General features: G+C 62.9%; 16 protein-coding genes and 1 pseudogene. 9 read left to right on the top strand and 8 right to left on the bottom strand.

Going from position 1 to position 23,976, the window contains the following annotated elements; all coding sequences use genetic code 11:
- Positions 1-2: 2 nt before the first annotated feature.
- Positions 3-1,286: a 4-aminobutyrate--2-oxoglutarate transaminase gene (locus tag RI103_RS23465; RefSeq protein ID WP_310817946.1), complete on the bottom strand. Its 1,284-nt coding sequence runs from the start codon at positions 1,284-1,286 to the stop codon at positions 3-5.
- Positions 1,287-1,409: 123 nt separating this feature from the next.
- Between RI103_RS23465 and RI103_RS23470 the strand changes: the two genes are divergently transcribed.
- Positions 1,410-2,915, top strand: a complete 1,506-nt coding sequence (locus RI103_RS23470; RefSeq protein ID WP_310817948.1) for a PLP-dependent aminotransferase family protein — start codon at positions 1,410-1,412, stop codon at positions 2,913-2,915.
- A gap of 9 nt (positions 2,916-2,924) precedes the next feature.
- On the opposite strand, the pseudogene RI103_RS23475 reads toward RI103_RS23470, so the two are convergent.
- The 4 genes and pseudogenes from RI103_RS23475 to phnC form a co-directional block, all read right to left on the bottom strand.
- Positions 2,925-3,068: pseudogene (locus RI103_RS23475) on the bottom strand (EamA family transporter); the annotation flags it as partial.
- A 287-nt stretch (positions 3,069-3,355) separates the two neighbouring features.
- The gene (gene phnE, locus RI103_RS23480; protein ID WP_310817949.1) at positions 3,356-4,198 is read right to left on the bottom strand and encodes a phosphonate ABC transporter, permease protein PhnE; all 843 of its coding nucleotides are present in this window, start codon (positions 4,196-4,198) and stop codon (positions 3,356-3,358) included.
- Complete coding sequence (gene phnD / locus RI103_RS23485) at positions 4,195-5,172, bottom strand: phosphonate ABC transporter substrate-binding protein (RefSeq protein WP_310817951.1); 978 nt, start codon at positions 5,170-5,172, stop codon at positions 4,195-4,197. Before phnD ends, phnE begins: the two co-directional genes overlap by 4 nt.
- A gap of 41 nt (positions 5,173-5,213) precedes the next feature.
- Positions 5,214-6,119, bottom strand: a complete 906-nt coding sequence (gene phnC / locus RI103_RS23490) for a phosphonate ABC transporter ATP-binding protein (protein WP_310817952.1) — start codon at positions 6,117-6,119, stop codon at positions 5,214-5,216.
- 291 nt (positions 6,120-6,410) lie between these two features.
- On the opposite strand from phnC, the gene RI103_RS23495 reads away from it, so the two are divergent.
- From RI103_RS23495 to RI103_RS23510, 4 genes are all read left to right on the top strand, one after another.
- Positions 6,411-7,445 (top strand): M14 family zinc carboxypeptidase, encoded by a 1,035-nt coding sequence (locus RI103_RS23495; RefSeq protein ID WP_310817954.1) that lies wholly within the window; start codon positions 6,411-6,413, stop codon positions 7,443-7,445.
- The gene (locus RI103_RS23500) at positions 7,442-8,242 is read left to right on the top strand and encodes an alpha/beta hydrolase (RefSeq protein ID WP_310817955.1); all 801 of its coding nucleotides are present in this window, start codon (positions 7,442-7,444) and stop codon (positions 8,240-8,242) included. Before RI103_RS23495 ends, RI103_RS23500 begins: the two co-directional genes overlap by 4 nt.
- Positions 8,243-8,411: 169 nt before the next feature.
- The gene (locus tag RI103_RS23505) at positions 8,412-13,253 is read left to right on the top strand and encodes an NAD-glutamate dehydrogenase (protein WP_310817957.1); all 4,842 of its coding nucleotides are present in this window, start codon (positions 8,412-8,414) and stop codon (positions 13,251-13,253) included.
- Positions 13,254-13,407: 154 nt separating this feature from the next.
- Positions 13,408-14,313: a cation diffusion facilitator family transporter gene (locus RI103_RS23510; RefSeq protein ID WP_310817960.1), complete on the top strand. Its 906-nt coding sequence runs from the start codon at positions 13,408-13,410 to the stop codon at positions 14,311-14,313.
- 16 nt (positions 14,314-14,329) lie between these two features.
- Here RI103_RS23510 and RI103_RS23515 read toward each other — a convergent pair whose 3' ends face one another.
- Positions 14,330-15,310, bottom strand: a complete 981-nt coding sequence (locus RI103_RS23515) for an aldo/keto reductase (protein ID WP_310817961.1) — start codon at positions 15,308-15,310, stop codon at positions 14,330-14,332.
- Positions 15,311-15,546: 236 nt separating this feature from the next.
- Between RI103_RS23515 and RI103_RS23520 the strand changes: the two genes are divergently transcribed.
- The gene (locus tag RI103_RS23520) at positions 15,547-16,620 is read left to right on the top strand and encodes a purine nucleoside permease (protein WP_310817963.1); all 1,074 of its coding nucleotides are present in this window, start codon (positions 15,547-15,549) and stop codon (positions 16,618-16,620) included.
- 222 nt (positions 16,621-16,842) lie between these two features.
- Here RI103_RS23520 and RI103_RS23525 read toward each other — a convergent pair whose 3' ends face one another.
- A complete protein-coding gene (locus RI103_RS23525; protein ID WP_310817964.1) occupies positions 16,843-17,151 on the bottom strand; it encodes a DUF4148 domain-containing protein in 309 nt (102 codons plus the stop codon).
- Positions 17,152-17,388: 237 nt separating this feature from the next.
- Entirely contained in the window at positions 17,389-18,393 is a 1,005-nt protein-coding gene (locus tag RI103_RS23530) for a LysR family transcriptional regulator (RefSeq protein ID WP_310817966.1), read from the bottom strand.
- A gap of 183 nt (positions 18,394-18,576) precedes the next feature.
- On the opposite strand from RI103_RS23530, the gene RI103_RS23535 reads away from it, so the two are divergent.
- From RI103_RS23535 to RI103_RS23545, 3 genes are read left to right on the top strand one after another with little or no spacing between them, the layout of a single operon-like run.
- Positions 18,577-19,431, top strand: coding sequence for an alpha/beta hydrolase (locus tag RI103_RS23535; protein WP_310817967.1), 855 nt, complete (start codon positions 18,577-18,579; stop codon positions 19,429-19,431).
- 45 nt (positions 19,432-19,476) lie between these two features.
- Positions 19,477-20,733 carry an efflux RND transporter periplasmic adaptor subunit gene (locus RI103_RS23540; protein ID WP_310817968.1) on the top strand — a complete coding sequence of 419 codons (1,257 nt, stop codon included), beginning with the start codon at positions 19,477-19,479 and terminating at the stop codon, positions 20,731-20,733.
- A 56-nt stretch (positions 20,734-20,789) separates the two neighbouring features.
- Entirely contained in the window at positions 20,790-23,975 is a 3,186-nt protein-coding gene (locus RI103_RS23545) for an efflux RND transporter permease subunit (RefSeq protein ID WP_310817970.1), read from the top strand.
- Position 23,976: the final 1 nt, after the last annotated feature.

Consider the following 23,976-nt stretch of genomic DNA (forward strand, 5'->3'; position numbering starts at 1 on the left):
CCTTAAGCCGTGACGGCGACGCTGTCCTTGATCACGTCTTCGAGGATCGCCATGGCTTCGTCGAAGACCGCGTCCTGAATCGTGAGCGGGAACAGGAAGCGCACCACGTTCGAATACACGCCGCACACGAGCAGCAGCAAGCCGCGTTCGAGCGCGCGCGTCTGCACGCGCTTGGTGAACTCCGCATCCGGCTCCGTGCCGCCTGCCTTGCAGAACTCGACGGCGACCATGCCGCCGGGGCCGCGCACATCGGCGATTTGCGGCACGTCGCTTTGCAGCGCGATCAGTTTGGCCTTGACGCGGTCACCCAGCACCGTGGCGCGCTCGCAGAGCTTCTCTTCGTCGATGATATCGAGCACCGCGTGCGCGGCGGCGACCGCCAACGGATTGCCGGCATACGTGCCGCCGAGGCCGCCGGGCGCCGCGGCGTCCATCACGTCCGCACGGCCGATTACGCCCGACAGCGGCATGCCGCCGGCGAGACTCTTGGCGACCGTCATCAGATCGGGCACCACGTCGTAGTGATGCATGGCGAACAGCTTGCCGGTGCGCGCAAAGCCCGTTTGCACTTCGTCGGCGATCAGCAGAATGCCGTGCTCGTTGCACAGCTTGCGCAGCGCGCGCACGAATTCGGCCGGCGCCGGATAGAAGCCGCCTTCGCCCTGAACCGGTTCGAAGATGATCGCGGCCACGCGTTTCGGATCGATGTCGGCCTTGAACAGGAATTCGATGGCCTTCAGCGAGTCTGCCGTGGTCACGCCGTGCAGCGGATTCGGGAACGGCGCATGGAACACGTCCGACGGGAACGGGCCAAAGCCGATCTTGTACGGCGCGACCTTGCCGGTCAGCGCCATGCCCATCAGCGTGCGGCCGTGGAAACCGCCGGTGAAGGCGATCACGCCCGGACGGCCGGTGGCGGCGCGGGCGATCTTGATCGCGTTTTCGACGGCTTCGGCGCCGGTCGTAAAGAACGCGGTTTTCTTCGGATGGTCGCCGGGCGCACGCTCGTTGAGCTTCTCAGCCAGTTCGACATACGACGCGTACGGCACGATCTGATACGCCGTGTGGGTGAAGTGATCAAGCTGGTCGCGGATCGCCGCGAGGATCTTCGGATGGCGGTGGCCCGTGTTGCACACGGCGATACCAGCCGCGAAGTCGATGAAACGGCGCCCCTCGACGTCCCACAGTTCCGCGTTTTCAGCGCGCTCGGCGTAGAAATCGCACATCACCCCGACGCCGCGCGGCGTGGCTGCGTCTTTACGGCTCTTCAGTTCGGCGTTCTTCATGGTCATCTCCTTCGCTCCTCGGTTTTTGCGGACGCCGCGCCCACAGCGCAGCACATGCAGCGACTATAATGAGATTTGGCTCTTAACTTCAGAGCCATTTCAATAAAAATGTAGGAGCCAATCATGCGCGCGAGCGTTTTGTCCGACTGGCTGGCCCAGCGCCTCGACCGCGGCAACGGTCAGCCGATCTATCGCCAGCTGCACCGGCTGTTGCAGCAGGCGATCCTGTCGCGCGAATTGCCGCCGGGCAGCAAGGTGCCGTCGTCGCGTTTGCTGGCGCAGGAGTTGGGCATTGGGCGCAATACCGTCACGCAGGTCTACGAGCAACTCGTGCTCGAAGGCTACGTGAGTTCGGCGACCGGGCGCGGCACGTTCGTCGCCGACAGCGCCCCGGACGAGATCGTCGGCGTGCCGGATGCCGAGGCGCCCGCCGCGCGTCCCGAGCCGGCGCCGCTGCAGGCGCGGCGCGCGCTGTCCACGCGCGGCGCGCGGCTGATCGCGGGCGCGGGTGTGTCCAAGCGGCAGTGGGGCGCGTTCATGCCCGGCGTGCCGGACGTCACCAAGTTTCCGGCGCGCGTCTGGAGCCGCCTGCACAACAAGTATTGGCGCCGGCTGCGCCCGGATCTGCTGACGTATGCGCCGGGCGGCGGGCTGGCGGCGCTGCGGCACGCGCTGGCCGACTATCTGCGCACCTCGCGTTCGGTGCGCTGCACGCCGGAGCAGATCATCATCACGACCGGGATTCACCAGTCGGTCGACCTTGCCGTGCGCCTGCTGTCCGATCCGGGCGACGTGATCTGGACCGAAGACCCGTGCTATTGGGGCGTGCGCAGCGTGCTGCACGTGTCCGGCCTCGAATCGCGACCGATCCCCGTCGACGAGGAAGGCATCAATCCTTCCACCGACGACCTCGCGCAGCCGCCGAAGCTGATGCTCGTCACGCCGTCGCACCAATATCCCCTCGGCATGGTGATGAGTCTCGCGCGGCGGCGCATGTTGCTCGAATACGCGCGGCAGAACCAGTGCTGGATCATCGAGGACGACTACGACAGCGAATACCGTTACGGCAGCCGGCCGCTCGCGTCGCTGCAGGGTCTGGACACCTCGGGGCAGGTGATCTACGTGGGCAGCTTCGGCAAGACGCTGTTTCCGGGTTTGCGCATCGGCTATCTCGTCGTGCCGGAGGCGTTGGCGGAGAGCTTTGCCACCGCGAGCGCGGAGTTGTATCGCGAGGGGCAGTTGCTGCAGCAGGCGATGCTCGCGGAGTTCATCGCCGAAGGGCATTTCACGTCGCATATCCGCAAGATGCGCACGCTCTACGGCCAGCGCCGCCAGGCGCTGCTCGACGCCGCCGCGCATCGTTATGGGGACGCGTTGCCGGCGGTGGGCGGCGACGCGGGTCTGCATCTGGTCATGCAGTTGCCAGATGGCAGCGACGACCGGCTGGTGGCGGCCGCCGCGCTGGAGCGCAATATCGTCGTACGGCCTTTATCGGGGTATTACGCGCAACCGTTGCTGGCGCCATCGGGCTTGCTGATCGGCTACGCATGCGTGCCGGATGAGGAGATCGCGCCGGCTTTCAACACGCTCGCCGATGCAATCGATGCGACGTTGCCGGAGTTCGCGTGAGGGTGGGTCTCAGATCCGTATCAACACCGCGCCCAGCGTCACCAGCGCGCACGCAACGATACGCCGCGTGGTCAGCTTCTCACGCATGAACAGCCAGCCGATCAGCACCGCGAAGATCGAGCTCAGTTCGCGCAGCGCGGAGAGCAGCGCCAGCAAAACGACTAAGGTTTCCATCGAAGACCAGGGAGGAAAAGCGAAGGCCTGGGTGCGGGCCGCGAGCCCGTGATTATTCCAGCGGAACGCCGGAATAGAGGAGTGGACGACTCGATCGCAGGGGTTTTATCTGGAAAACTGCGGCGATTTGTGGCGTCGAAAATACGCTGCCAGGATGGGAGGGGCCCGGCGCATGCAGGTTGTGACCGTCAGTGCAACGGCGCGCGGCGGAAAGCTGGGAAGCCGTGCTTCGCCAAACTTCCCGCCGTGCGATCAGACCGGCAACTTCAGGTCACGCGCTCGCGCAGCCACGCGGACGCGAGATCGATCACCGTCACGACCACGATGACCATGATCATCACCGCGGCGGTTTGCGCATAGTTGAACGAGCGGATTGCTTCGTACAACACCACGCCGATACCGCCCGCGCCGACCATGCCGACCACCATCGCCGAGCGTACGTTCGATTCGAAGCGATACAACGCGTACGAGATCCACAACGGCAGCACTTGCGGCAGCACGCCGTAAATGATTTCGTCGAGACTCGTTGCGCCGGTGGCGCGCACGCCTTCGGCGGGACGCGGATCGATGGCCTCGACTGCTTCGGCGAACAGCTTGGCGAGCACGCCGGTGGTGTGCACCCACAGCGCCAGCACGCCGGCAAAAGGACCGAGGCCTACCGCGACGATGAACAGCATGGCAAAGACCATTTCATTGATCGCGCGGCATGCATCCATGACGCGGCGCATGGGCTGCACGACCCACATCGGCGCCATGTTGTGGGCGGACATGAGTCCGCACGGCACCGCGCACACGAGCGAGAGCGCACTGCCCCACACCGCCACCGAGAGCGTCACGTACATCTCGTGCAGATAGCTGCGCCATTCGGTGAAGTCAGGTGGGAAGAAGTCCTTGGCGAACTGGCCCATGTTGCCGGAGTCGCTCAGCAGATCCAGCGGACGCATGTCCGCGCCGTGCCATGCGCCGCCCAATACCGCAAGCACCGCAACCCAGCCGAGCAGCGACAGCCAGCTGCGCTTGCCGGCGACAGGCGCGGGATGGCTTGCCGCCCGGGCGCCCAGCGCTTCGCTCGCCCGCGCTGGCGACGTGATCAGATCGACCGTATTCATTGCTTCGATTGCGCGGTGTTCAGCGCGCTCAGCTTCGCGTCGAGCGCGGCCAACTGGGTCTTGCGGTCGTCATCGGAGAGATGCGCGTCGCTCTCGATCTTCTGCTTCTGCTGGAACAGGGCGATCTGACGAATCGGCAGCAACTGCGCATCCGACGACGCCGCAAAGCCGCTGTATCCGCTAATCGCCGCCATCACTGCTTTTTCGTGCGGATCGGTCTTCGCGTAGTTCACGAAGAAGTTGCGCAGCTTGTCCTTGGTGGCTTGCGGCAGATCCTTGCGCCACACCAGCGGATCCGACGGAATCAGCGGCGACTTCCACAGAACCCGCACTTGCGCGAACTTGTCCGGGTGTTCCTTCTTCAGCGTGTCGAGCATCTCGGTGTTGTTGGTCGCGATGTCGATCTTGTTGTTCACCACAGCCAGCAGATTCGCTTCGTGGCTCGACGGGAGCATGGACTTGAACGAAGTATTGACCGGCGTGTTGTGCTTGGCGAACAGGTAGTAGCCGGGAACCAGCGTGCCTGAGGTGGAGTTCGGATCGCCGAAACCGAGCGTGACGTCCTTGGTGTTCTTGAACACGTCGTCGAGCGTCTTGAAGCGGCTGTTCACGTTCGTGATCAGCACCGAGTAGTAACCTCCTTCGCCGTTCGCGTTCTGGATCTTCGCGAACACTTCGCCTTGCGCGCGGTCCACCGCCTCGATCGCCGACGCATTGCCGAAATAGCCGACCTGTACCTTGTTAAAGCGCATGCCTTCGATAATGCCGGCGTAGTCCGTCGCGAAGAACGCCTTGACGTTCAGGCCGGTTTGCTTGTTCAAGTCCTGAATCAGCGGTTCCCAGCGCTGTTTCAGCACGGACGACGAATCGGTCGAAATGATGCCGAGGTTGAGGTCCTCGGCTTGCGCGGAGGCGACGCCGGCAAAGGCGGCCGCGCCGACGGCGAGCGTGATCAACGTACGCAGGAATTTCATTGCTTGAGATCCGGTTGAGTTAACAGAATGGATGAGCGCGCTCAGTTCGAGTGCGCGGGATTGAGAGCGAACGCATAGCGCGCGGAGGCTGGCGCGGTGTCCTGAAGCGCAGGGCTGCCGGCGGGGTTTTTAGCCTCGATAGGGTCCGTGCCCTGGGCGGTTTCATTGAGCAATTCGCGGGCGTCGTCGCCGTAGAGTTTCTTCAGCAGGTCCGGCGTGAGCGCGGCGGAGGGGCCGTCGTAGACCACCTTGCCGCGGCGCAGTGCGATCGTGCGCGGGCAGTACTGCATTGCGATGTCAACCTGATGCAGCGACACCAGGACCGTGAGTTGATGCTCGATGTTCAGCGCGCGCAGCATGTCCATCACGCGGCGCGACGACTCAGGGTCGAGCGAGGCGATCGGTTCATCGGCGAGCACGATGCGCGCGCGCTGCACCAGCGCACGGGCGAGCGCCGCGCGTTGCTGCTGGCCGCCGGAGAGATTGGCGGCGCGTTCGCGCGCATGTTCGCCGATGCCGACTTCGTTGAGCGCGGCCATCGACAGCTCGCGCTCCGCGCGCGGAAAGCGGCCGCTGAGACGGCGCCACAACGGCAGCCGCGCGAGTGCGCCGATCAGCACATTGCTTTCGACGGAGAGGCGGTTCACCAGATTGAATTGCTGGAACACGAAGCCGATATCGCGGCGAATGCTGCGCACTTCCCGCACGATGCGGCCGTTCTGCTGAATTGGCCGGCCCAGAATCGCGATCTGCGACGGCTGCGCATCCGCAGCCGTGAAGCCCGCGATATGGCGCAGCAGCGTCGACTTGCCCGAGCCCGAGGCGCCGATCAACGCAACCATTTCGCCCGGCTCGACGCGCAGATCGATTTCGTCCAGCGCCTTGCGGCCGTTGCTGAACGTCTTGCTCAAGCGTTCGATACGAATTGCTTCCCGAATTGCTTCCATGAGTATCCCTTGATGCATCCGGCCGTTGCCGGCATGTGTGGGGCTCATTCTAGGAAGCGTCTGTGACGGTTCAGTGAAGGCATCGCAACGTCTAGACGACTATATCTTCTCGTGTCTTTTTCAAGTCGGCGGAAAGACAAATTGGCGTTATTCGTTCGCATGGAAAATGACATGCGTGTGACATGATCCGCATTGGCGCGCGCTGCTTCAGCATGATGGCTCACGGCCAGGCTATATTGCGTCAATCAGTGTGCCGTCCCCATTAACCTTGCAATTGCCTGCGACATCGTCATGCAGCCTCTGAGCTTCCTTCCCGACAGTTTTGCGGAGTACGAAGATCTCAGGACGATCCTCGAGCAGGGCAGCGCGAGCTTCGCGATCCGCACCGTTTGCGAGACGACGGTGCGCGGCCGGCAATTCGCCGTCCATACCGCGAGCATCGGTTCCACCGACCCGCAAGCGCCGGCAATCGGCTTTTTCGGCGGCATTCACGGGCTCGAGCGGATCGGCTCGCAACTCGTGCTGGACTACATGCGCGCGCTGCTTGCGCGACTCGAATGGGACGAACTGCTGGTGCGCCAATTGCAATCCATTCGTCTGATCTTTATGCCGATCGTCAATCCGGGTGGCATGTGGGCCGCCACGCGCGCCAACCCCAACGGCGTCGACCTGATGCGCAACGCGCCGCAGAACGCCGACGAACGCGTGCCGCTGCTGGCCGGCGGCCAGCGCGTGGGCGCCTGGCTGCCGTGGTATCGCGGGCGTGAGGGTGCGCCGATGGAACCCGAAGCCTCCGCACTGCTGCGCGTGGTCGAGACCGAACTGGCCGCGCGGCCGCTGAGCATCGCGCTCGATTGCCACTCGGGCTATGGCTGGAGCGACAGCATCTGGTTTCCCTACGCGCGCACCCGCAAAGTGATGCCGCATTTGCCGGAGATGTACGTGCTGAAGACCATGTTCGAACGCGCGCATCCTCACCATGGCTACGCATTCGAACCGCAGAGCCATCAATATCTGTTGCACGGCGATCTGTGGGACTTTGCCTATGACCGCGCGCCCGCTCCCAACGTGTTTCTGCCGATGACCCTCGAACTCGGCTCCTGGCTGTGGATCAAGAAGAATCCGCGCCAGTTGTTTTCGCGTCAGGGCATGTTCAATCCGGTGAAGGCGCATCGCACTGCGCGCGTGCTGCGACGTCACGCGAACCTGCTCGACTTTCTGGCGCGCGCGGCCTTTTCGTCGCAACGCTGGCTGCCGCAAGGCAATCGTCGCGAGCAATTGCTGCAAAGCGCGATCGACCATTGGTATAAACCGGAAAGCGTATGAGCACGTGGATCCTGCTGCGCGGACTCACGCGCGAAATCCGCCACTGGGGTCGCTTGCCCCGCTTGCTGCATGGAGCGGTGAATGAAGCGGCCCATCAGATGGGTGCGCCTGGCCGTCTGCTGCAGATCGATCTGCCGGGCAACGGTGAGTTCGCGCAGTTGCGCGCGCCGTCGAACGTCGCCGACATGGTCGGCTTCGTGCGCAATGCTGCTCTGCAAAGCGGCCTGCCGGGTCCATATTGCGTGCTGGCGATGTCGCTCGGCGGCATGGTGGCGACGGACTGGGCGCAACGGCATCCCTACGAGATCGAACGGCTGGTGCTGATCAACACCAGCATGCGGCCCTTCAGCCAGATGCAGGAGCGCTTGCGTCCCTCTGCGTGGGCAGGCCTGCTGGGCGTGGCCGCGCGCTGGCGCGACGCGCCGCGCGCGGAACACGGCATTCATCGGCTGACGTGCAACAACGTGGAGACGCTGGGCGACGATCTCGACAGATGGAGCCGGATTCGCCGCAGCGCGCCCGTGAGCCGGGGCAATGCGCTACGGCAACTGTTGGCAGCGGCGCGCTTTACTGCGGGCGAAGCGAGACCGGAATGCCCGTTGCTGGTTCTTTCCTCGCGCGCCGACAAACTGGTCGATCCAGTGTGCTCGGCAAAGCTCGCGGCGGCGTGGGGCGCCTTGCATTGCGAGCATCCGTGGGCCGGTCACGACCTGCCGCACGACGACCCGGCGTGGACCAGCGAACAGGTCCGCGCCTGGCTCGCGCAGGAGCACGCGGTGCCGGGAGCCCTGCTTTAGACAGCCAGGCGTGCCGTGGCGGCGCATTCGGCGGCAGCGGGTATAACCTAAGTGCGGTCGTCCGTCGAATGCCGGTCGGCAGGTGCATAATTCCCCTTCAGACGATGCATGCGAATCAAGCGAGTATCCAGCGATACCCGCCATTGCCGCCCAGCGGGGGGAGTTGATCATGCAAGCAAAGAACGAAGAAGCCGTCACGCACTTGCTGAACGATGTCGTCGAATTTGCGCGAGGGCGCCTGCCTGAGCCAACCTTCAAGATCGTCGAGATCTTTCTGCGGCACTACTACGATTTCGTCGACGCCGACGATCTGCAAAGCCGCTCGATTGCCGATCTCTACGGCGCGGCGCTCGCGCACTGGCAAACGGCGCAGCGCTTCGTACCCGGCGCCGAACGGCTGCGCGTCTATAACCCGATTCTCGAACAGCACGGCTGGCACTCCGATCACACGGTGATCGAGATCGTCAATGACGACATGCCGTTTCTGGTCGATTCCGTCTCGATGGCGGTCAACCGTCAGGGCCTCGCGCTGCATTCCGTCGTGCACCCGGTGTTTCGCATCTGGCGCGCGCCCGACGGCAGTATCGCGCGGTTGGTCCAGGGCGCTGAAGAAGCCACCGATACGCGTTCGCAGTTGACCTCGTTCATCCACTTCGAAGTGGACCGTTGCGGCGATGCCGCAAAACTCGACGCGCTGCGCGACGAAATCGCCAAGGTGTTGCGCGACGTGCGCGCGGCCGTCGAAGACTGGCCGAAGATCGTCGAACTCGCGCGCGTCACGATCAAAGGCATGAAAGCCGGCGAGGGCGGACCGGAAGGTCTGGAAGCCCGCGCGTTTCTCGAATGGATGGTGGCCGATCATTTCACTTTTCTCGGCCAGCGCGATTACGAACTGGTGCAGCACGATATCGGCTACGGTCTGCGCGCGGTGCCCGATTCGGGGCTCGGCATTCTGCGCGATGCATTGCGGGCCGCCGGTGCCGCCGAGATCACACCCTTGCCGCCGGCCGCAGCCGAGATCATTACCGGTTCGTCGCCGATCTTTCTGACCAAGGCCAATTCACGCGCCACCGTGCACCGGCCAGGCTATCTGGATTATGTCGGCATCAAGCTGACCGGCCCTGACGGCAAGGTGACCGGCGAGCGGCGTTTCATCGGTCTCTATACGTCCACGGCGTATTTCGTGTCGGCCGCGGAGATTCCGATCGTGCGTCGTAAATGCGCGAATATCGTGAGACGAGCCGGTTTCCTGCCGAAAGGTCATCTCGCGAAATCGCTGGTCACGGTGCTCGAAACCTATCCGCGCGACGAGCTCTTTCAGGCCGAAGAGAATCAGCTCTACGATATCGCGCTAGGCGTGCTGCGTTTGCAGGAGCATCAGCGCACCCGGCTGTTCGTACGGCGCGACCGTTTCGATCGCTTCGTGTCGTGCCTCGTGTTCGTGCCGCGCGACAAGTACAACACCGATCTGCGCCGGCGCATCGCCAATCTGCTGGCCGATGCGTTCAACGGCGAGAATGTCGAATTCACGCCGCTGCTGTCGGAGTCGACGCTGGCGCGCATTCACTTCGTCGTGCATGCAAAGCCGGGCGGCATGCCCAACGTCGATACACGCGAGCTGGAAGCGCGGCTCGTGCAGGTCGCACGCCGCTGGCAGGACGATCTCGCCGATGCACTACTCGATGCCTTCGGCGAAGAGCAGGGCAACCGTCTGCTGCAACACTACGGCGATTCGTTTCCCGCCGGCTATCGCGACGATTATCCTGCTCGCACGGCGGTGCGCGATATCGAACTGATCGAACGCGTGCAAGGCAGCGAGCGGCTCGCCATGAACCTGTACCGCCCGATCGAATCGGGCCCGCGCGCGTTCCGCTTCAAGGTGTATCGCGCGGGTTTGCCGATCGCCTTGTCGCGCAGTTTGCCGATGCTCGAACATCTCGGCGTGCGTGTCGATGAAGAGCGGCCCTATCTGATCGAGGCGCTCGGCGCGACGCCCGCGTGGATTCACGACTTCGGCCTCGAACTCGCGGACGACGCCGAGTTCGACATCGAGCGCGTGAAGGATCTCTTCGAAGAAGCGTTCGAACAGGTGTGGACCGGCGCGATTGAAAGCGACGACTTCAATCGCCTCGTGTTGCGCGCGCAATTGAATGCGCGCGAGGTGACGATCCTGCGCGCGTACGCCAAGTATTTGCGGCAAGTGGGCTCGACCTTCAGCGACGCGTATATCGAACGCGCGGTGACCGGCAATCCGGCGATTGCGCGCATGCTGGTGGAGTTGTTCATCGCCCGTTTCGATCCGGTATTGGGTGAGACGCGCGAGGCGCGCGTCGACGGCTGGCTGCGCACGATCGACAGCGCGCTCGACCAGGTACCGAATCTCGACGAGGACCGCATACTGCGGCAATTTCTCGGCGTCATCAAAGCGACCAAGCGGACGAACTACTATCGCTTCGATGCCGAGGGACATCCGAAACCGTATCTGTCCTTCAAGTTCGATCCCGCGCAGGTGCCCGGCTTGCCCGAGCCGAAACCGATGTTCGAAATCTGGGTGTACTCGCCGCGCGTGGAAGGCGTGCATTTGCGTGGCGGACGCGTGGCGCGCGGCGGGCTGCGCTGGTCCGATCGGCGCGAGGACTTCCGCACGGAAGTGTTGGGCCTGATGAAGGCGCAGATGGTGAAGAACGTGGTGATCGTGCCGGTCGGTTCGAAAGGCGGCTTCGTCGTGAAGAATCCGCCGCCGCAAACCGAACGCGACGCGTGGATGCGCGAGGGCGTTGCCTGCTATCAAACCTTCCTGCGCGGCCTGCTCGACGTGACCGACAATCTCGCCGGCACGACCATCGTGCCGCCGCCCGACGTGGTGCGCCACGATCCCGACGATCCCTATCTGGTGGTCGCCGCCGACAAAGGCACCGCCACGTTCTCCGACTACGCGAACGCAATCTCGCAGTCGTACGGTTTCTGGCTCGACGACGCGTTTGCCTCGGGCGGCTCGGTCGGTTACGACCACAAGAAAATGGCCATCACCGCGCGCGGTGCGTGGGAGTCGGTCAAGCGGCACTTCCGCGAAATGGGCGTGGATACGCAGACCGTGGACTTCACGGTGGTCGGCGTGGGCGATATGTCGGGCGACGTGTTCGGCAACGGCATGCTGCTGTCGCCGCATATCAGGCTGGTGGCCGCGTTCGATCATCGACATATCTTTCTCGATCCGAATCCCGATCCGGCGGTCAGTCTTGCCGAGCGCGGGCGTCTGTTCATTCTCGACCGTTCGAGTTGGGCCGACTACGATCCTTCGCTGATCTCGGCCGGCGGCGGCGTGTTTCCGCGTAGCGCCAAGACAATTCCGCTCTCGCCGGCGGTGCAGTCGGTGCTCGGCATCAGCGCGCCGGCGCTCGCGCCCGCTGAGTTGATGCGCGCGATTTTGCAGGCGCCAGTCGATCTGCTGTACAACGGCGGCATCGGCACGTATGTGAAGGCGAGCCGCGAAACGCATCTGCAGGTTGGCGACCGCGCCAACGACGCGATCCGCGTCAACGGCGCCGATCTGCATTGCAAGGTCGTGGCCGAAGGCGGCAATCTCGGTCTCACGCAGCTCGGGCGTATCGAGTTCGCGCAGCGCGGCGGCCGTATCAATACCGATGCGATCGACAACTCCGCGGGGGTCGACTGTTCGGACCACGAGGTCAACATCAAGATTCTGCTGGGACTGGTCGTTTCCGACGGCGAAATGACGGAGAAGCAGCGCAACGCGCTGCTCGCCGAAATGACCGACGAAGTCGGCTTGCTTGTGCTACAGGACAACTACTATCAGACGCAGGCGCTGTCGATTGCGGGCCGCTACGGTGTCGAACTGCTCGACGCGGAAGCGCGCCTGATGCGCTACCTCGAGCGTGCGGGGCGCCTGAATCGCGTGATCGAGTTTCTGCCGACCGATGAAGAAGTCGCCGAACGGCAGGCCGCCAAACAAGGGCTCACCACGCCGGAGCGGGCCGTGCTGCTCGCCTACAGCAAGATGTGGCTGTACGACGCGCTGCTCGAATCGTCGATGCCGGAAGACCCGCTGGTCAGCCACATGCTGGTCGAATATTTCCCTAAGCCGTTGCGGCAGCGCTTCAGCGAGCCGATGCAACGCCATCCGCTGCGCCGCGAAATTCTTGCCACGCATCTGACCAATGCATTAGTGAATCGCGTGGGTTGCGAATTCGTGCATCGGCTGATGGAAGAAACCGACGCGCAGCCTGGCGACATCGTGCGGGCCATCATCATGGCGCGCGACGTGTTCAATCTCGACGACGTCTGGCGCAGTATCGACGCGCTCGACAACCGCGTCGCCGACGACATCCAGGCGCGCATGTTCGTCGAAGTCGCGCGGCTCGTCGAGCGATCCGCGTTGTGGTTCCTGCGGCAATTGCAAGCGGGCGCGGTCAGCGACCGCGATGTGGCCGGCCTGCTCGCGCGTTGCCGCGACGCGGCGCAACGCCTTGCTCCGCAATGGCCTGTGCTGTTGCCGAGCGCCGATCTCGAAGCGCTCTCGGAGCGGCAACGTGTGTTCGCGGACGCCGGCGTGGATAGCGAACTGGCGGTGCGGGTCGCAGGCGGCGAAATCTCCGCCGCGCTGCTCGATATCGCCGAAGTGGCGGCGACTTCCGGGCGCAGTCTCGAACTGGTGGCCGGTGTCTATTTCGCGCTCGGCACGTTGCTGAATTCAAGCTGGATCAGCGAGCGCGCGGCCGCGTTGCCGGCGCCCACGCACTGGGACATGCTGGCGCGCGCGACAGCGGTGGCCGACATCGCGCGCCTTAAACGCGCGTTGACGACGAGCGCATTGGCCGACGCCGACGAAGCATCCACGCCCGAGGCGCTGGTCGAGGCATGGCGTGAGAAGCGCACCGCGCAACTGGAACGCTATGCGCGCCTGCTGGCCGATCTGCGTGCCACCGGCGGTGCGAGCCTGTCGATGCTGCTGGTGATCGTGCGTGAAATGGCGGCGCTCGAAAGAGCATAAGCTGGCGCAGGCAAGGGAAGGCGAATGCGGTAGAGCGCAAGCAGGGGCGCGGTGCAAACAACACCCAGGTTGGACGCATGCCGCCCGGCATGGCCATAATACGGCTGTTGCCCACTGCAAGCTCTTTGCAAACTCACGGACGCCTTCCACGACGATGAAAGAAGAATCGCCGAAAGCCATTTTCTATGCGCTTGCCGCCAACCTCGGCATCGCCATCTGCAAGTTCGCGGCTGCCGCGTTTACCGGTTCCGGCTCGATGTTCGCCGAAGCCATCCACTCGACCGCCGACTGCGGCAATCAACTGCTGTTGCTATTCGGTCTGCGTGAAGCGCGCAAGCCGGCGAGCCCGCTGCATCCCATGGGCGGCGGGCGCGAGATCAACTTCTATTCGCTGCTGGTCGCGCTTCTGCTGTTCTTTGTGGGCGGCGCGTTCTCGGTGTATGAGGGCGTGCATCGTCTGTTCGTGCGCGAGCCGTTGCAGTATGCGTATGTGGCGCTGGCGGTGCTCGGCGTGTCGGTGGTGCTCGAGGCGCTTTCCTTGTGGGGCGCCGTCAAGGAAATCCGCAAGACGCATCCCGACAAAAGCATGTGGCGCTGGTTTCGGGAGACGCGCGAATCCGAACTGCTGGTGGTAGCGGGCGAGGATATCGCCGCGCTGGCGGGCCTCGCAATGGCCTTCGTGGCCGTGCTGCTCACCATGGTGACCGGCAATCCTGTCTATGACGCGCTGGGGTCCATCGGCGTCGGCGTGCTGCTGATGCTGATTGCGTGGCTGGTGGCGCGTGAAGTGAAGTCGATGATCGTCGGCGAATCGGCGAGCCCCGAAGTGCGGCGCGCCATCGAGGCGCATCTGCGCGGACGCACCGAGATTCGCAGCATCGTCAACATGATCACGCTGCAATGGGGCCGTCATGTGGTGGTGGCCGTGCAGGCGGAAATGATCGACTACGCGAGCGGCCGCGCGATGGTCGACGCGATCAACGTGATCGAGGCGGACTTGCAGGCCACCTTCCCGCAAGTCCGTTGGGTGTTTTTCGAACCGGAGGTGCCGCGCGTTTGAGCGGCACGTGTGCCGCTTACTGGAAGCCGGTCACCGCGTGCGGCACATACAGTTCTTCAAGCTGGCGGATTTCATCCGCGCTCAGATTCAAAGAGAGCGCGGCCACCGCATCGTCGAGATGATGCAGTTTCGTCGCACCGACGATCGGGGCGGTGATCGGCTTCTTCTGCAACACCCACGCGAGTGCCACTTGCGCACGCGGCACGCCGCGCTCTTTGGCGATCTGGCTGAGCCGTTCGACGATCCGCCGGTCCGCGTCTTCCGTCTGCGCGTACAGCGTGCGGCCGAATTCATCGGTCTCGGAGCGCGCGCTTTCGGTGCTCCAGTCGCGCGTCAGGCGGCCGCGCGCGAGCGGGCTCCACGGAATCACGCCGATACCTTCGCTTTCGCACAGCGGCAGCATCTCGCGCTCTTCCTCGCGATATAGCAGATTCACGTAGTTCTGCATCGTCACGAAGCGCGTCCAGCCGTTCTTCTCGGCCACGTGCAGCGCTTTGGCGAACTGCCAGGCATACATGGACGATGCGCCGATGTAGCGCGCCTTGCCGGCTTTCACGACATCGTGCAGCGCTTCCATGGTTTCTTCGATCGGTGTGCCGTAGTCCCAGCGATGGATCTGGTAGAGGTCCACGTAGTCCGTGCCGAGGCGTCGGAGGCTGTGGTCGATCTCCGCCATGATCGCCTTGCGCGACAGGCCGGCGCCATTCGGGCCTGGATGCATGCGGCTATTCACCTTGGTGGCCAGCACGATCTCGTCGCGCTTCGCAAAGTCCTTGAGCGCGCGGCCGACGATTTCTTCGCTGGTGCCGTCGGAATAGACGTTCGCCGTGTCGAAGAAGTTGATGCCGTGATCGAGCGCCTGTTTGATGAAGGGGCGCGCCGCTTCATCGTCTAGCGACCAGGGATGCGTGCCGCGAGACGGCACGCCGTAGCTCATGCAACCGAGACAAAGGCGCGATACATCGAGGCCGGTACGGCCGAGTTTCACATAGTCCATCGTGGTGCTCCTGTTGTGAAGTGCACAAAGGCAGTGCGCTGGGGACTATCGATTATAAGAAAACGCCGAAGAGTGCGTGCTGAACCGATTCGCATGTTTTGGCGGGGTCCGTCCAGAAAAGGTCGATCGATATTGCATCGTGTAGTGGCAAATAATTTCTTCGCACCTATACTTCTTTCGGCTTGAAAGCAGCACTTTCTCCCAACCTGCATCACAAGCAAAAAAGGAAGATCACGATGCTGACTCGCTCACTCGGCGCCATCTGCGCCATGACCCTCGCGGCCTGCGCCGCCTTTTCGTCCGGACCGGCCAGTGCGGACGACCACGACGGTTTCTCGCATGACGGCGGCGGCTCGCACGGGCAGCCCGTCAAGGTGATGATCATTTCGATGTTCGGGCCGGAAGGGCAGGTATGGCTCGACAATCTCGGACCCTGGCGCGAGATTGCGGTGGACGGCTTGTCGCCCGATTACCCGACAGTCCATTGCAACAAGCAGGACGTGTGTGTGATGACCACCGGCATGGGGCATAGCAACGCTGCGGCGTCGATCATGGCGCTGACGTTCTCGCCACGTTTCGATTTGCGCAATACGTACTTCATGGTGGCGGGGATTGCCGGCATCGATCCTCAGCAGGGCACCGTGGGCTCCGCCGCGTGGGCGAAATATCTGGTCGACTTCGGGATTCAGTGGGAGATCGACGGGCGCGAGATTCCGCCGGGCTGGGACACGGGCTACCTTGGCATCAACACCACGAGTCCTTCGGCCAAACCTCCGCTCGACTACCGCACCGAAGTGTTCCAGTTGAACCCCCGGCTCGCGCATACGGCGTTTGTCTTGTCTCACCACGTGACGCTTTCCGATAGCCCGCAGGCTCAGGCTGCACGGGCGAAATACTCTTACGCGCCAGCCAATCAGGCGCCGGCCGTCATTCAGTGCGATACGCTGGCTGGCGATACGTGGTGGTCAGGTACGCTCCTCGGCCAGAGAGCGCGCGACTGGACCAGGATTCTGACCGATGGAAAAGGCGTCTACTGCACCACGCAGCAGGAAGATAACGCCACTTACGAGGCGCTCAAGCGAGCGGCTTCGGTACATAAGGTGGATTTGAATCGCGTTGCCGTGTTGCGCGCGGGCTCCGATTTCGACCGGCCCTACGATGGGCAGACGAGTGCGGACAACCTGCTGAACTATGCCGCGCAAGGCGGCTTTACGATCGCTATCAAGAACCTGTTTCTCGCGGGCAATCCGCTCGTGCAGGATATCTCCACACATTGGAGCGAATGGCGCGACGGCGTACCGCGGCGCTAGGTCCCTGCAAATACGTGTGTGCCCGCGAACCGGGTCCGCGGGCACTTGCTGCTACCTTCGACATTTAGTGTTGTGGCGCGCGGTACGGCGTCCACACGGGGGTGTCGGTATCCCAATGATCGAGTTCTGAAGGTGTCATGATGTGCTCCTTTGTGAAGAGTGCATGAATTGCGCCGCAATGATCATTTATTCTGGAAGCCGAATCATTGCGGCAAGTTATTCTTACTGGCCGTTGGCCACGCGCGTGACGTTGCCGCTCGTACCTTCCTGCAGGGCGATGCGTTCGGCCTGGGTTTGACCGATCAGGCCTTTGTTCGGATACGTCGTGCGATTCAGCGCGGGCAGCGAGCCGTCGCGATAGGCCGCAACCAGTTCCGCCTTCACTTCATCACGCGTCTTTGCGCTGGCGGTCGGGGTCGGCAGCGTTTCATAAGTGCCGGCGCGGCCAATGCCGCCGCCGCTGCTTTGTGCAAACACCGGTGCGCTCACGAGCAGCGAAAGAGCCAGACCTGCTAAGAGATTGCGTTTCATGATTCACTCCTGTCGATTCGTTTGCAGCACGAGCGGCGCTGCGACAGGGTGAAATGTAGACTTTGAGGCAGTGCGGATAAATCGCACTTTCGCGAAATGAATTGTCGCAATTCCAGAACAATCGGGCAAACGCCGCGCGAAACGCCTTGCTGGCGTTGTCGCAAATGACAACCGCGGCATTAGAGCCGCGGTTGGAATTCATTGTTCCATATTTTGCGCTTCAACAACTCACGCGAATTACGCGACCCATTCCGTTATCACCGGAGTGTCGAGCATAGGAGCCGACTCGCGTTCTTCGAAAGTGCGCTTCGTGCACATTGCGTCGAGACTGCCGCGTCCGCTCAATAACGGACAGCGGTCGAACAGCTCCGCGATCCAGTCTACGAAAACGCGGACTTTAGGCGACAGATGCCGGCTGTGCGGATAGACTGCGGAAATCGGCATCGGCAAAGGCTTCAGCTCCGGCAGCACTTCCACCAGCTGGCCCGAACGCAGATGCGGCAGCACCATGAAGAGCGCCGGCTGAATCAGGCCGAAGCCTTCCAACCCGCAGGTCACGTAGGCGTCCGCGTCGTTCACCGACACAATGCCCTTCATTTTTACTTCGACTTCTTTGCCATCAACCATGAAGGCCCAATCGAGCGTGCGACCCGTGCGGCTCGAAAAGTAATTGACTGCTTTGTGATTCTCCAGATCTTCGAGCGAAGTCGGCATCCCCGCGCGTTCGATGTAATCGGGAGCGGCGCAGGTCACGCCTTCGAACAAACCGATACGACGCGCCACCAGAGAAGAATCCTGTAGCGCGCCGACCCGCACCACGCAATCCACGCCTTCCTGCAACAGATCCACCGGCCGGTCCGTCAGGCCGAGTTGCAGGTCGATATCCGGATAGCGCGTGTGGAATTCACACAGCGAAGGAATCACCAGCAAGCGGCCGATCGACCCCGGCATGTCAATGCGCAGTTTGCCGTGCGGCTTTTTATTGCCGCTCTGAAAACTCGCCTCTGTCTCTTCTACGTCCGCGAGGATGCGCACGCAGCGCTCGTAGTACGCCGCGCCGTCCGGTGTGAGCGACAGACGCCGCGTGGTCCGATGCATCAGACGCGTGCCGAGGAACGCTTCGAGGTTCTGAATAATCGTGGTAACCGATGCGCGCGGCAGGTCGAGCGTTTCCGCTGCGCGGGTAAAGCTGTTGGTGTCGACGACACGCGTGAACACTTGCATGGCCTGAAGCCGGTCCATTGCAGACCTCCAATAGGGGCTGGCGCACTGAGCAGGAAAGGACTCCACCGCGAATCCGCAGACAATCGCATTCGATTGTTCAGGGGCGCCGAATTGTGTTGCCGGATTATAGGCATTTATTTAGGAGTCTGCCGAACCCACAATTCGCACCATTGAAGTTCTATGCGCATTGCGCGGCTCGACATGGAAGCATTTAAACCGCCGTACTCCTTTGTGCCCACCGGCAGCGGCCCGGCGGAGGCCGACAGCACGGCCCTCGAAGTCACTGACGTGCAGATCGAAGGGCACGCGCAGGACATCACGTTGCGTCTGTACCGGCAGGCAAACAAAACCGCACTGCCAGTACTGCTTTATTTCCACGGTGGCGGATTTACGAAGGGCTCGATCGATCAGGCCGACTTTGCTTCGCGTTATTTCGCGGAACACTTACCGGCTTTGGTGGTGTCGGTCGGATACTCGCTGGCGCCCCGGTTTCCGTTTCCCGCCGCGCCTGAAGACGCGCACCGCGCGGCGCTGTGGGTGCAAACGCGAGCGCGTGCGTTCGGCGGCAATAGCAAGAAGGTGGGTGTAGCCGGCCACGATGCAGGCGGGCAACTGGCCAATTGCCTTGCGTTCATCGCGCGTGACCGCGGCGACGTGCGTATTTCAGCGCAGGCGCTGTTCGGGCCAATGCTCGATCCGAGCCTCACGCGTCTGGGCGACGAAAAGCGCCTCGGCTCTGACATCACGGCGAAAGAGTGCGCGGCGTGTTATCGCGCGTATCTGCCGCAAGCGTCGCAGCGCATGCATCCGTATGCCGCGCCGCTCGAATCGTCGCGTCTGGCGGGCCTGCCGGCCACGCTGATCGCGACGGCGCAAAACGACGTGCTGCATGTGGAAGCGGAGAAATACGCCAGCAGTCTGATCGACGCCGGTGTGCTGACTCAGGTGGTCCGCTATCCGAGCATCTCGCATGCCGCGTTGGCGGATCATCCGCCCGCTTTGCAGGAAGCGGTGCGATTTTTTCAGTGGCGCTTCGATGCGCGCGCCCATCGGTGAAACAGAAATAAGTACAACTTTAATCAACGATCTCGGGAGCTTGACATGACTATCCTTCCTCTTTCTCGTCGCCGTGTGGCGATTGCCGCACTTGCCGTCATCGTCGTGGCCGGGCTGGGCACGTTCGGCGCGATTCGCGTGGACGCGAGCTCGCCCGCCGCGCCGACCATCGTGCCCGAAGTCGATGTGGCCACTGTGGTGCAAAAAACGATCACTGACTGGCAGAGCTACTCGGGCCGCCTCGAAGCCGTCGAAAAGGTGGACGTGCGTTCGCAGGTGCCGGGCACCATCGTGTCCGTCAACTTCAAGGACGGTGCGCTCGTGAAGAAAGGCGACACGCTGTTCGTGATCGATCCGCGTCCGTATGCGGCCGAAGTCGATCGCGCCGAAGCGCAACTCGCCGCCGCGCAGGCGCGTACGGGTTACACGCAAAGCGATTGGGAGCGCGCGCAGCGCCTGATCGCGGACAACGCGATCGCCAAGCGTGACTACGACGAGAAGCAGAACGCCGCACGCGAAGCGAGCGCCAACCTGAAGGCCGCGCAGGCCGCCGTCGAAACTGCCCGCATCAATCTCGGCTATACGAAGATTGTCGCGCCGGTTTCGGGCCGCGTGTCGCGCGCCGAAATCACGGTGGGCAACGTCATCTCGGCGGGCGCGACTGCTGCGCCGCTCACCACGCTGGTATCGGTGTCGCCGATCTACGCATCGTTCGACGCGGACGAACAAACCTACCTGCAATACCTGAGCCGCGCCAAAGACGGCAGCAAAGTGCCGGTGGAACTCGGCCTCGCGGACGAAAGCGGCTATTCGCGCAGCGGCGTGATCGAGTCGGTGGACAACCGGCTCGACACGTCGTCGGGCACGATCCGCGTGCGCGCGCGCTTCGATAACCAGGACGGGGCGCTGATTCCCGGCTTGTATGCGCGGGTGAAAGTCGGCGGCAGCGAACCGCATCCGGCGCTGTTGATTGACGACGCCGCGGTAGGCACCGACCAGGACAAGAAATTCGTGCTGGTGGTCGATCAGGGCAATCACGTCGTGTATCGCTCGATCGACGTGGGCGGCATGCAGGGCAATCTGCGCGTGGTGAAGGGCGGCTTGAAAGCGACCGACCGGATCGTCGTGAACGGGATCCAGCGCGTGCGTCCGGGTGACGCGGTGCGTGCGCATATGGTGCCGATGACCACCGATGACGATCCGAACAGCGCGCCGCTCGCGCAGAAGCAGACGCCAACGCAACCGCAGGCGCAATCGCAGGCGCAAACGCAAACGCGCGCGAAAGCGGACAAGAATTCGTGAGCCTTGCGCGCCGCGGCCTGACGGCGCGGCGCATGCTCCAACGTTGAGAGCTTCCCATGAACATATCCAAATTCTTCATCGATCGGCCGATCTTTGCCGGCGTGCTGTCGGTACTGATCCTGCTGGCGGGCATTATTTCGCTCTTCAAGCTGCCGATCTCGGAGTATCCGGAAGTCGTACCGCCTTCGGTGGTGGTGCACGCGCAGTATCCCGGTGCGAATCCGAAGGTGATCGCCGAAGCGGTCGCTTCGCCGCTCGAAGAGCAGATCAACGGCGTCGAGAACATGCTGTACATGCAGTCGCAAGCGAATAGCGACGGCAATCTCACGCTCACGGTGACCTTCAAGCTCGGCACCAATCCGGACCTCGCGACGCAACTCGTGCAGAACCGCGTCAACCAGGCGCTGCCGCGTCTGCCGGAAGACGTGCAGCGCCTCGGCGTCACGACGATCAAAAGCTCGCCCACGCTGACCATGGTGGTGCATTTGATCTCGCCGAACAATCGCTACGACATGACGTATCTGCGCAATTACGCGCTCCTGAACGTCAAGGACCGGCTAGCGCGGATTCAGGGCGTCGGCGAAGTGCAGTTGTGGGGTTCGGGCGACTACGCGATGCGCGTGTGGCTCGATCCGCAGAAAGTGTCGCAACGCGGCTTGACGGCGACCGAAGTGGTCAACGCGATCCGTGAGCAGAACATTCAGGTGGCAGCCGGTGTGATCGGCGCATCGCCTTCGGTGCCGGGCACGCAATTGCAGTTGTCGGTGAATGCGCGTGGCCGTCTGAGGACCGAGGGCGAATTCGGCGACATCATCGTCAAGACCACGCCGGACGGTGGCGTGACCTACCTGAAAGATATCGCGCGGATCGAACTCGCGGCCTCGGAATACGGCCTGCGTTCGCTGCTCGACAACAAGCCGGCGGTGGCACTCGCCATCAACCAGGCGCCGGGTGCGAACTCGCTGGCGATTTCCGATCAGGTGCGCTCCGCGATGAAGGAACTCGCGGAAGACATGCCGGCGGGTGTCGAATACAAGATCGTCTACGACCCGACGCAGTTCGTGCGTTCGAGTATCGAGGCGGTCGTGCATACGCTGCTCGAAGCGATTGCGCTGGTGGTGCTCGTCGTGATCGTGTTCCTGCAAACGTGGCGCGCGTCGATTATTCCGTTGATCGCGGTGCCGGTGTCGATTGTCGGGACGTTCTCGCTGCTGCTCGCGTTTGGCTTCTCGATCAACGCGTTGTCGTTGTTCGGCATGGTGCTCGCCATCGGGATCGTGGTGGACGATGCGATCGTGGTGGTGGAGAACGTCGAGCGGAACATCGAAAACGGGCTCAGTGCGCGCGACGCGACCTATAAGGCGATGCAGGAAGTGAGCGGGCCGATTATCGCTATCGCGTTGACACTCGTCGCCGTGTTCGTGCCGCTCGCGTTCATGACCGGTTTGACGGGGCAGTTCTACAAGCAGTTTGCAATGACCATCGCGATCTCGACGGTGATCTCGGCGTTCAACTCGCTGACCTTGTCGCCGGCGCTGTCCGCGATGCTGTTGCGCAGCCATGGCGCGAAAGAAGACTTCCTGACGCGTGTGATGAATCGCCTGCTGGGTGGGTTCTTCAAGCGCTTCAACAAGGTCTTTCATCGCGGTTCGACGGAATATGGCCGTGGCGTGACCGGCGTGCTGCGCCGTAAAGGCGCGATGCTGGCGGTGTACGCGATCCTGCTGGGCGCGACCGTGCTGATCTCGCGTGTAGTGCCGGGCGGCTTCGTGCCGGCGCAGGACAAGGAGTACCTGATTGCCTTCGCGCAGTTGCCGAACGGTGCGTCGCTGGATCGCACGGAGAAAGTGATTCGTGACATGAGCTCGATCGCGCTGAAGCAGCCGGGCGTGGAGAGCGCGGTGGCGTTCCCGGGTTTGTCGGTGAACGGTTTCACGAATAGCTCCAGCGCGGGCATCGTGTTCGTTACGCTCAAGCCCTTCAAGGATCGCGGCAACAAGAAGCTCTCGGCCGGTGCGATTGCCGGTGCGCTGAACCAGCAATACGGTGCGATCAAGGATTCGTTCGTCGCGGTGTTCCCGCCGCCACCCGTGCTCGGTCTCGGCACGCTCGGCGGCTTCAAGATGCAGTTGGAGGATCACGGCGCGCTCGGTTACGCGGAGTTGAATAAGGCCGCGGAGGCGTTCGTGAAGAAGGCCGCGCAAACGCCTGAACTCGGCCCGACTTTCTCGAGCTATCAGATCAACGTGCCGCAACTGAATGTGGATCTCGATCGTGTGAAGGCCAAGCAACTCGGCGTGCCGGTCACGGACGTGTTCAACACGATGCAGATCTATCTCGGCTCACTGTATGTGAACGACTTCAACCGCTTCGGCCGCGTGTATCAAGTGCGGGTGCAGGCGGACGCGCCGTTCCGTCAACGCGCCGACGACATCCTGCAACTGAAGACGCGCAACGCCGCGGGCGACATGGTGCCGCTGTCGTCGCTGGTGACGGTGACGCCGACCTTCGGTCCGGAAATGGTGGTGCGTTACAACGGCTATACGGCTGCCGACATCAACGGTGGGCCGGCGCCGGGCTTCTCGTCGGGACAGGCGCAAGCCGCGGCCGAACGCGTGGCGGCGGAAGTCTTGCCGCATGGTGTGAAGCTCGAGTGGACCGACCTGACGTATCAGCAGATTCTGGCCGGCAATGCAGGCTTGTGGGTGTTCCCGATCAGCGTGCTGCTGGTGTTCCTCGTGCTCGCCGCACTGTATGAAAGTCTGACGCTGCCGCTCGCGGTGATCCTGATTGTGCCGATGAGCGTGTTGTCCGCACTGACCGGCGTGTGGCTCACGGGTGGCGACAACAACATCTTCACGCAGATCGGTTTGATGGTGCTGGTGGGCTTGTCGGCGAAGAACGCGATTCTGATCGTCGAGTTCGCTCGCGAACTGGAGCATGACGGGCATACGCCGCTGTCGGCGGCGATCGAGGCGAGCCGCTTGCGTCTGCGGCCGATTCTGATGACGTCGATCGCATTCATCATGGGCGTGGTGCCGCTGGTGCTGTCGAGCGGAGCCGGTTCGGAGATGCGTCATGCAATGGGTATCGCGGTGTTCTTCGGCATGCTCGGCGTCACGCTGTTCGGTCTGATGCTGACCCCTGTGTTCTATGTGGTGCTGCGTACGCTGGCGGGTGGCACGATTCACGTCGCGCAGAAAGATTCGCCGCACTATGGCGCGCCGGTGACGGACGCTTGAG

This window comes from Paraburkholderia sp. FT54, assembly GCF_031585635.1.
Lineage (GTDB): Bacteria > Pseudomonadota > Gammaproteobacteria > Burkholderiales > Burkholderiaceae > Paraburkholderia.

Bases quoted from the DNA above. Each gene is read 5' to 3' on its own strand.
- RI103_RS23510 (WP_310817960.1), top strand. From the start codon at position 13,408: ATGAAAGAAGAATCGCCGAAAGCCATTTTCTATGCGCTTGCCGCCAAC.
- RI103_RS23505 (WP_310817957.1), top strand. From the start codon at position 8,412: ATGCAAGCAAAGAACGAAGAAGCCGTCACGCACTTGCTGAACGATGTC.
- RI103_RS23520 (WP_310817963.1), top strand. From the start codon at position 15,547: ATGCTGACTCGCTCACTCGGCGCCATCTGCGCCATGACCCTCGCGGCC.
- RI103_RS23500 (WP_310817955.1), top strand. From the start codon at position 7,442: ATGAGCACGTGGATCCTGCTGCGCGGACTCACGCGCGAAATCCGCCAC.
- RI103_RS23465 (WP_310817946.1), bottom strand. From the start codon at position 1,286: ATGAAGAACGCCGAACTGAAGAGCCGTAAAGACGCAGCCACGCCGCGC.
- RI103_RS23525 (WP_310817964.1), bottom strand. From the start codon at position 17,151: ATGAAACGCAATCTCTTAGCAGGTCTGGCTCTTTCGCTGCTCGTGAGC.
- RI103_RS23495 (WP_310817954.1), top strand. From the start codon at position 6,411: ATGCAGCCTCTGAGCTTCCTTCCCGACAGTTTTGCGGAGTACGAAGAT.
- phnC (WP_310817952.1), bottom strand. From the start codon at position 6,119: ATGGAAGCAATTCGGGAAGCAATTCGTATCGAACGCTTGAGCAAGACG.
- RI103_RS23545 (WP_310817970.1), top strand. From the start codon at position 20,790: ATGAACATATCCAAATTCTTCATCGATCGGCCGATCTTTGCCGGCGTG.
- phnE (WP_310817949.1), bottom strand. From the start codon at position 4,198: ATGAATACGGTCGATCTGATCACGTCGCCAGCGCGGGCGAGCGAAGCG.
- RI103_RS23470 (WP_310817948.1), top strand. From the start codon at position 1,410: ATGCGCGCGAGCGTTTTGTCCGACTGGCTGGCCCAGCGCCTCGACCGC.
- RI103_RS23540 (WP_310817968.1), top strand. From the start codon at position 19,477: ATGACTATCCTTCCTCTTTCTCGTCGCCGTGTGGCGATTGCCGCACTT.
- RI103_RS23530 (WP_310817966.1), bottom strand. From the start codon at position 18,393: ATGGACCGGCTTCAGGCCATGCAAGTGTTCACGCGTGTCGTCGACACC.
- RI103_RS23515 (WP_310817961.1), bottom strand. From the start codon at position 15,310: ATGGACTATGTGAAACTCGGCCGTACCGGCCTCGATGTATCGCGCCTT.
- RI103_RS23535 (WP_310817967.1), top strand. From the start codon at position 18,577: ATGGAAGCATTTAAACCGCCGTACTCCTTTGTGCCCACCGGCAGCGGC.
- phnD (WP_310817951.1), bottom strand. From the start codon at position 5,172: ATGAAATTCCTGCGTACGTTGATCACGCTCGCCGTCGGCGCGGCCGCC.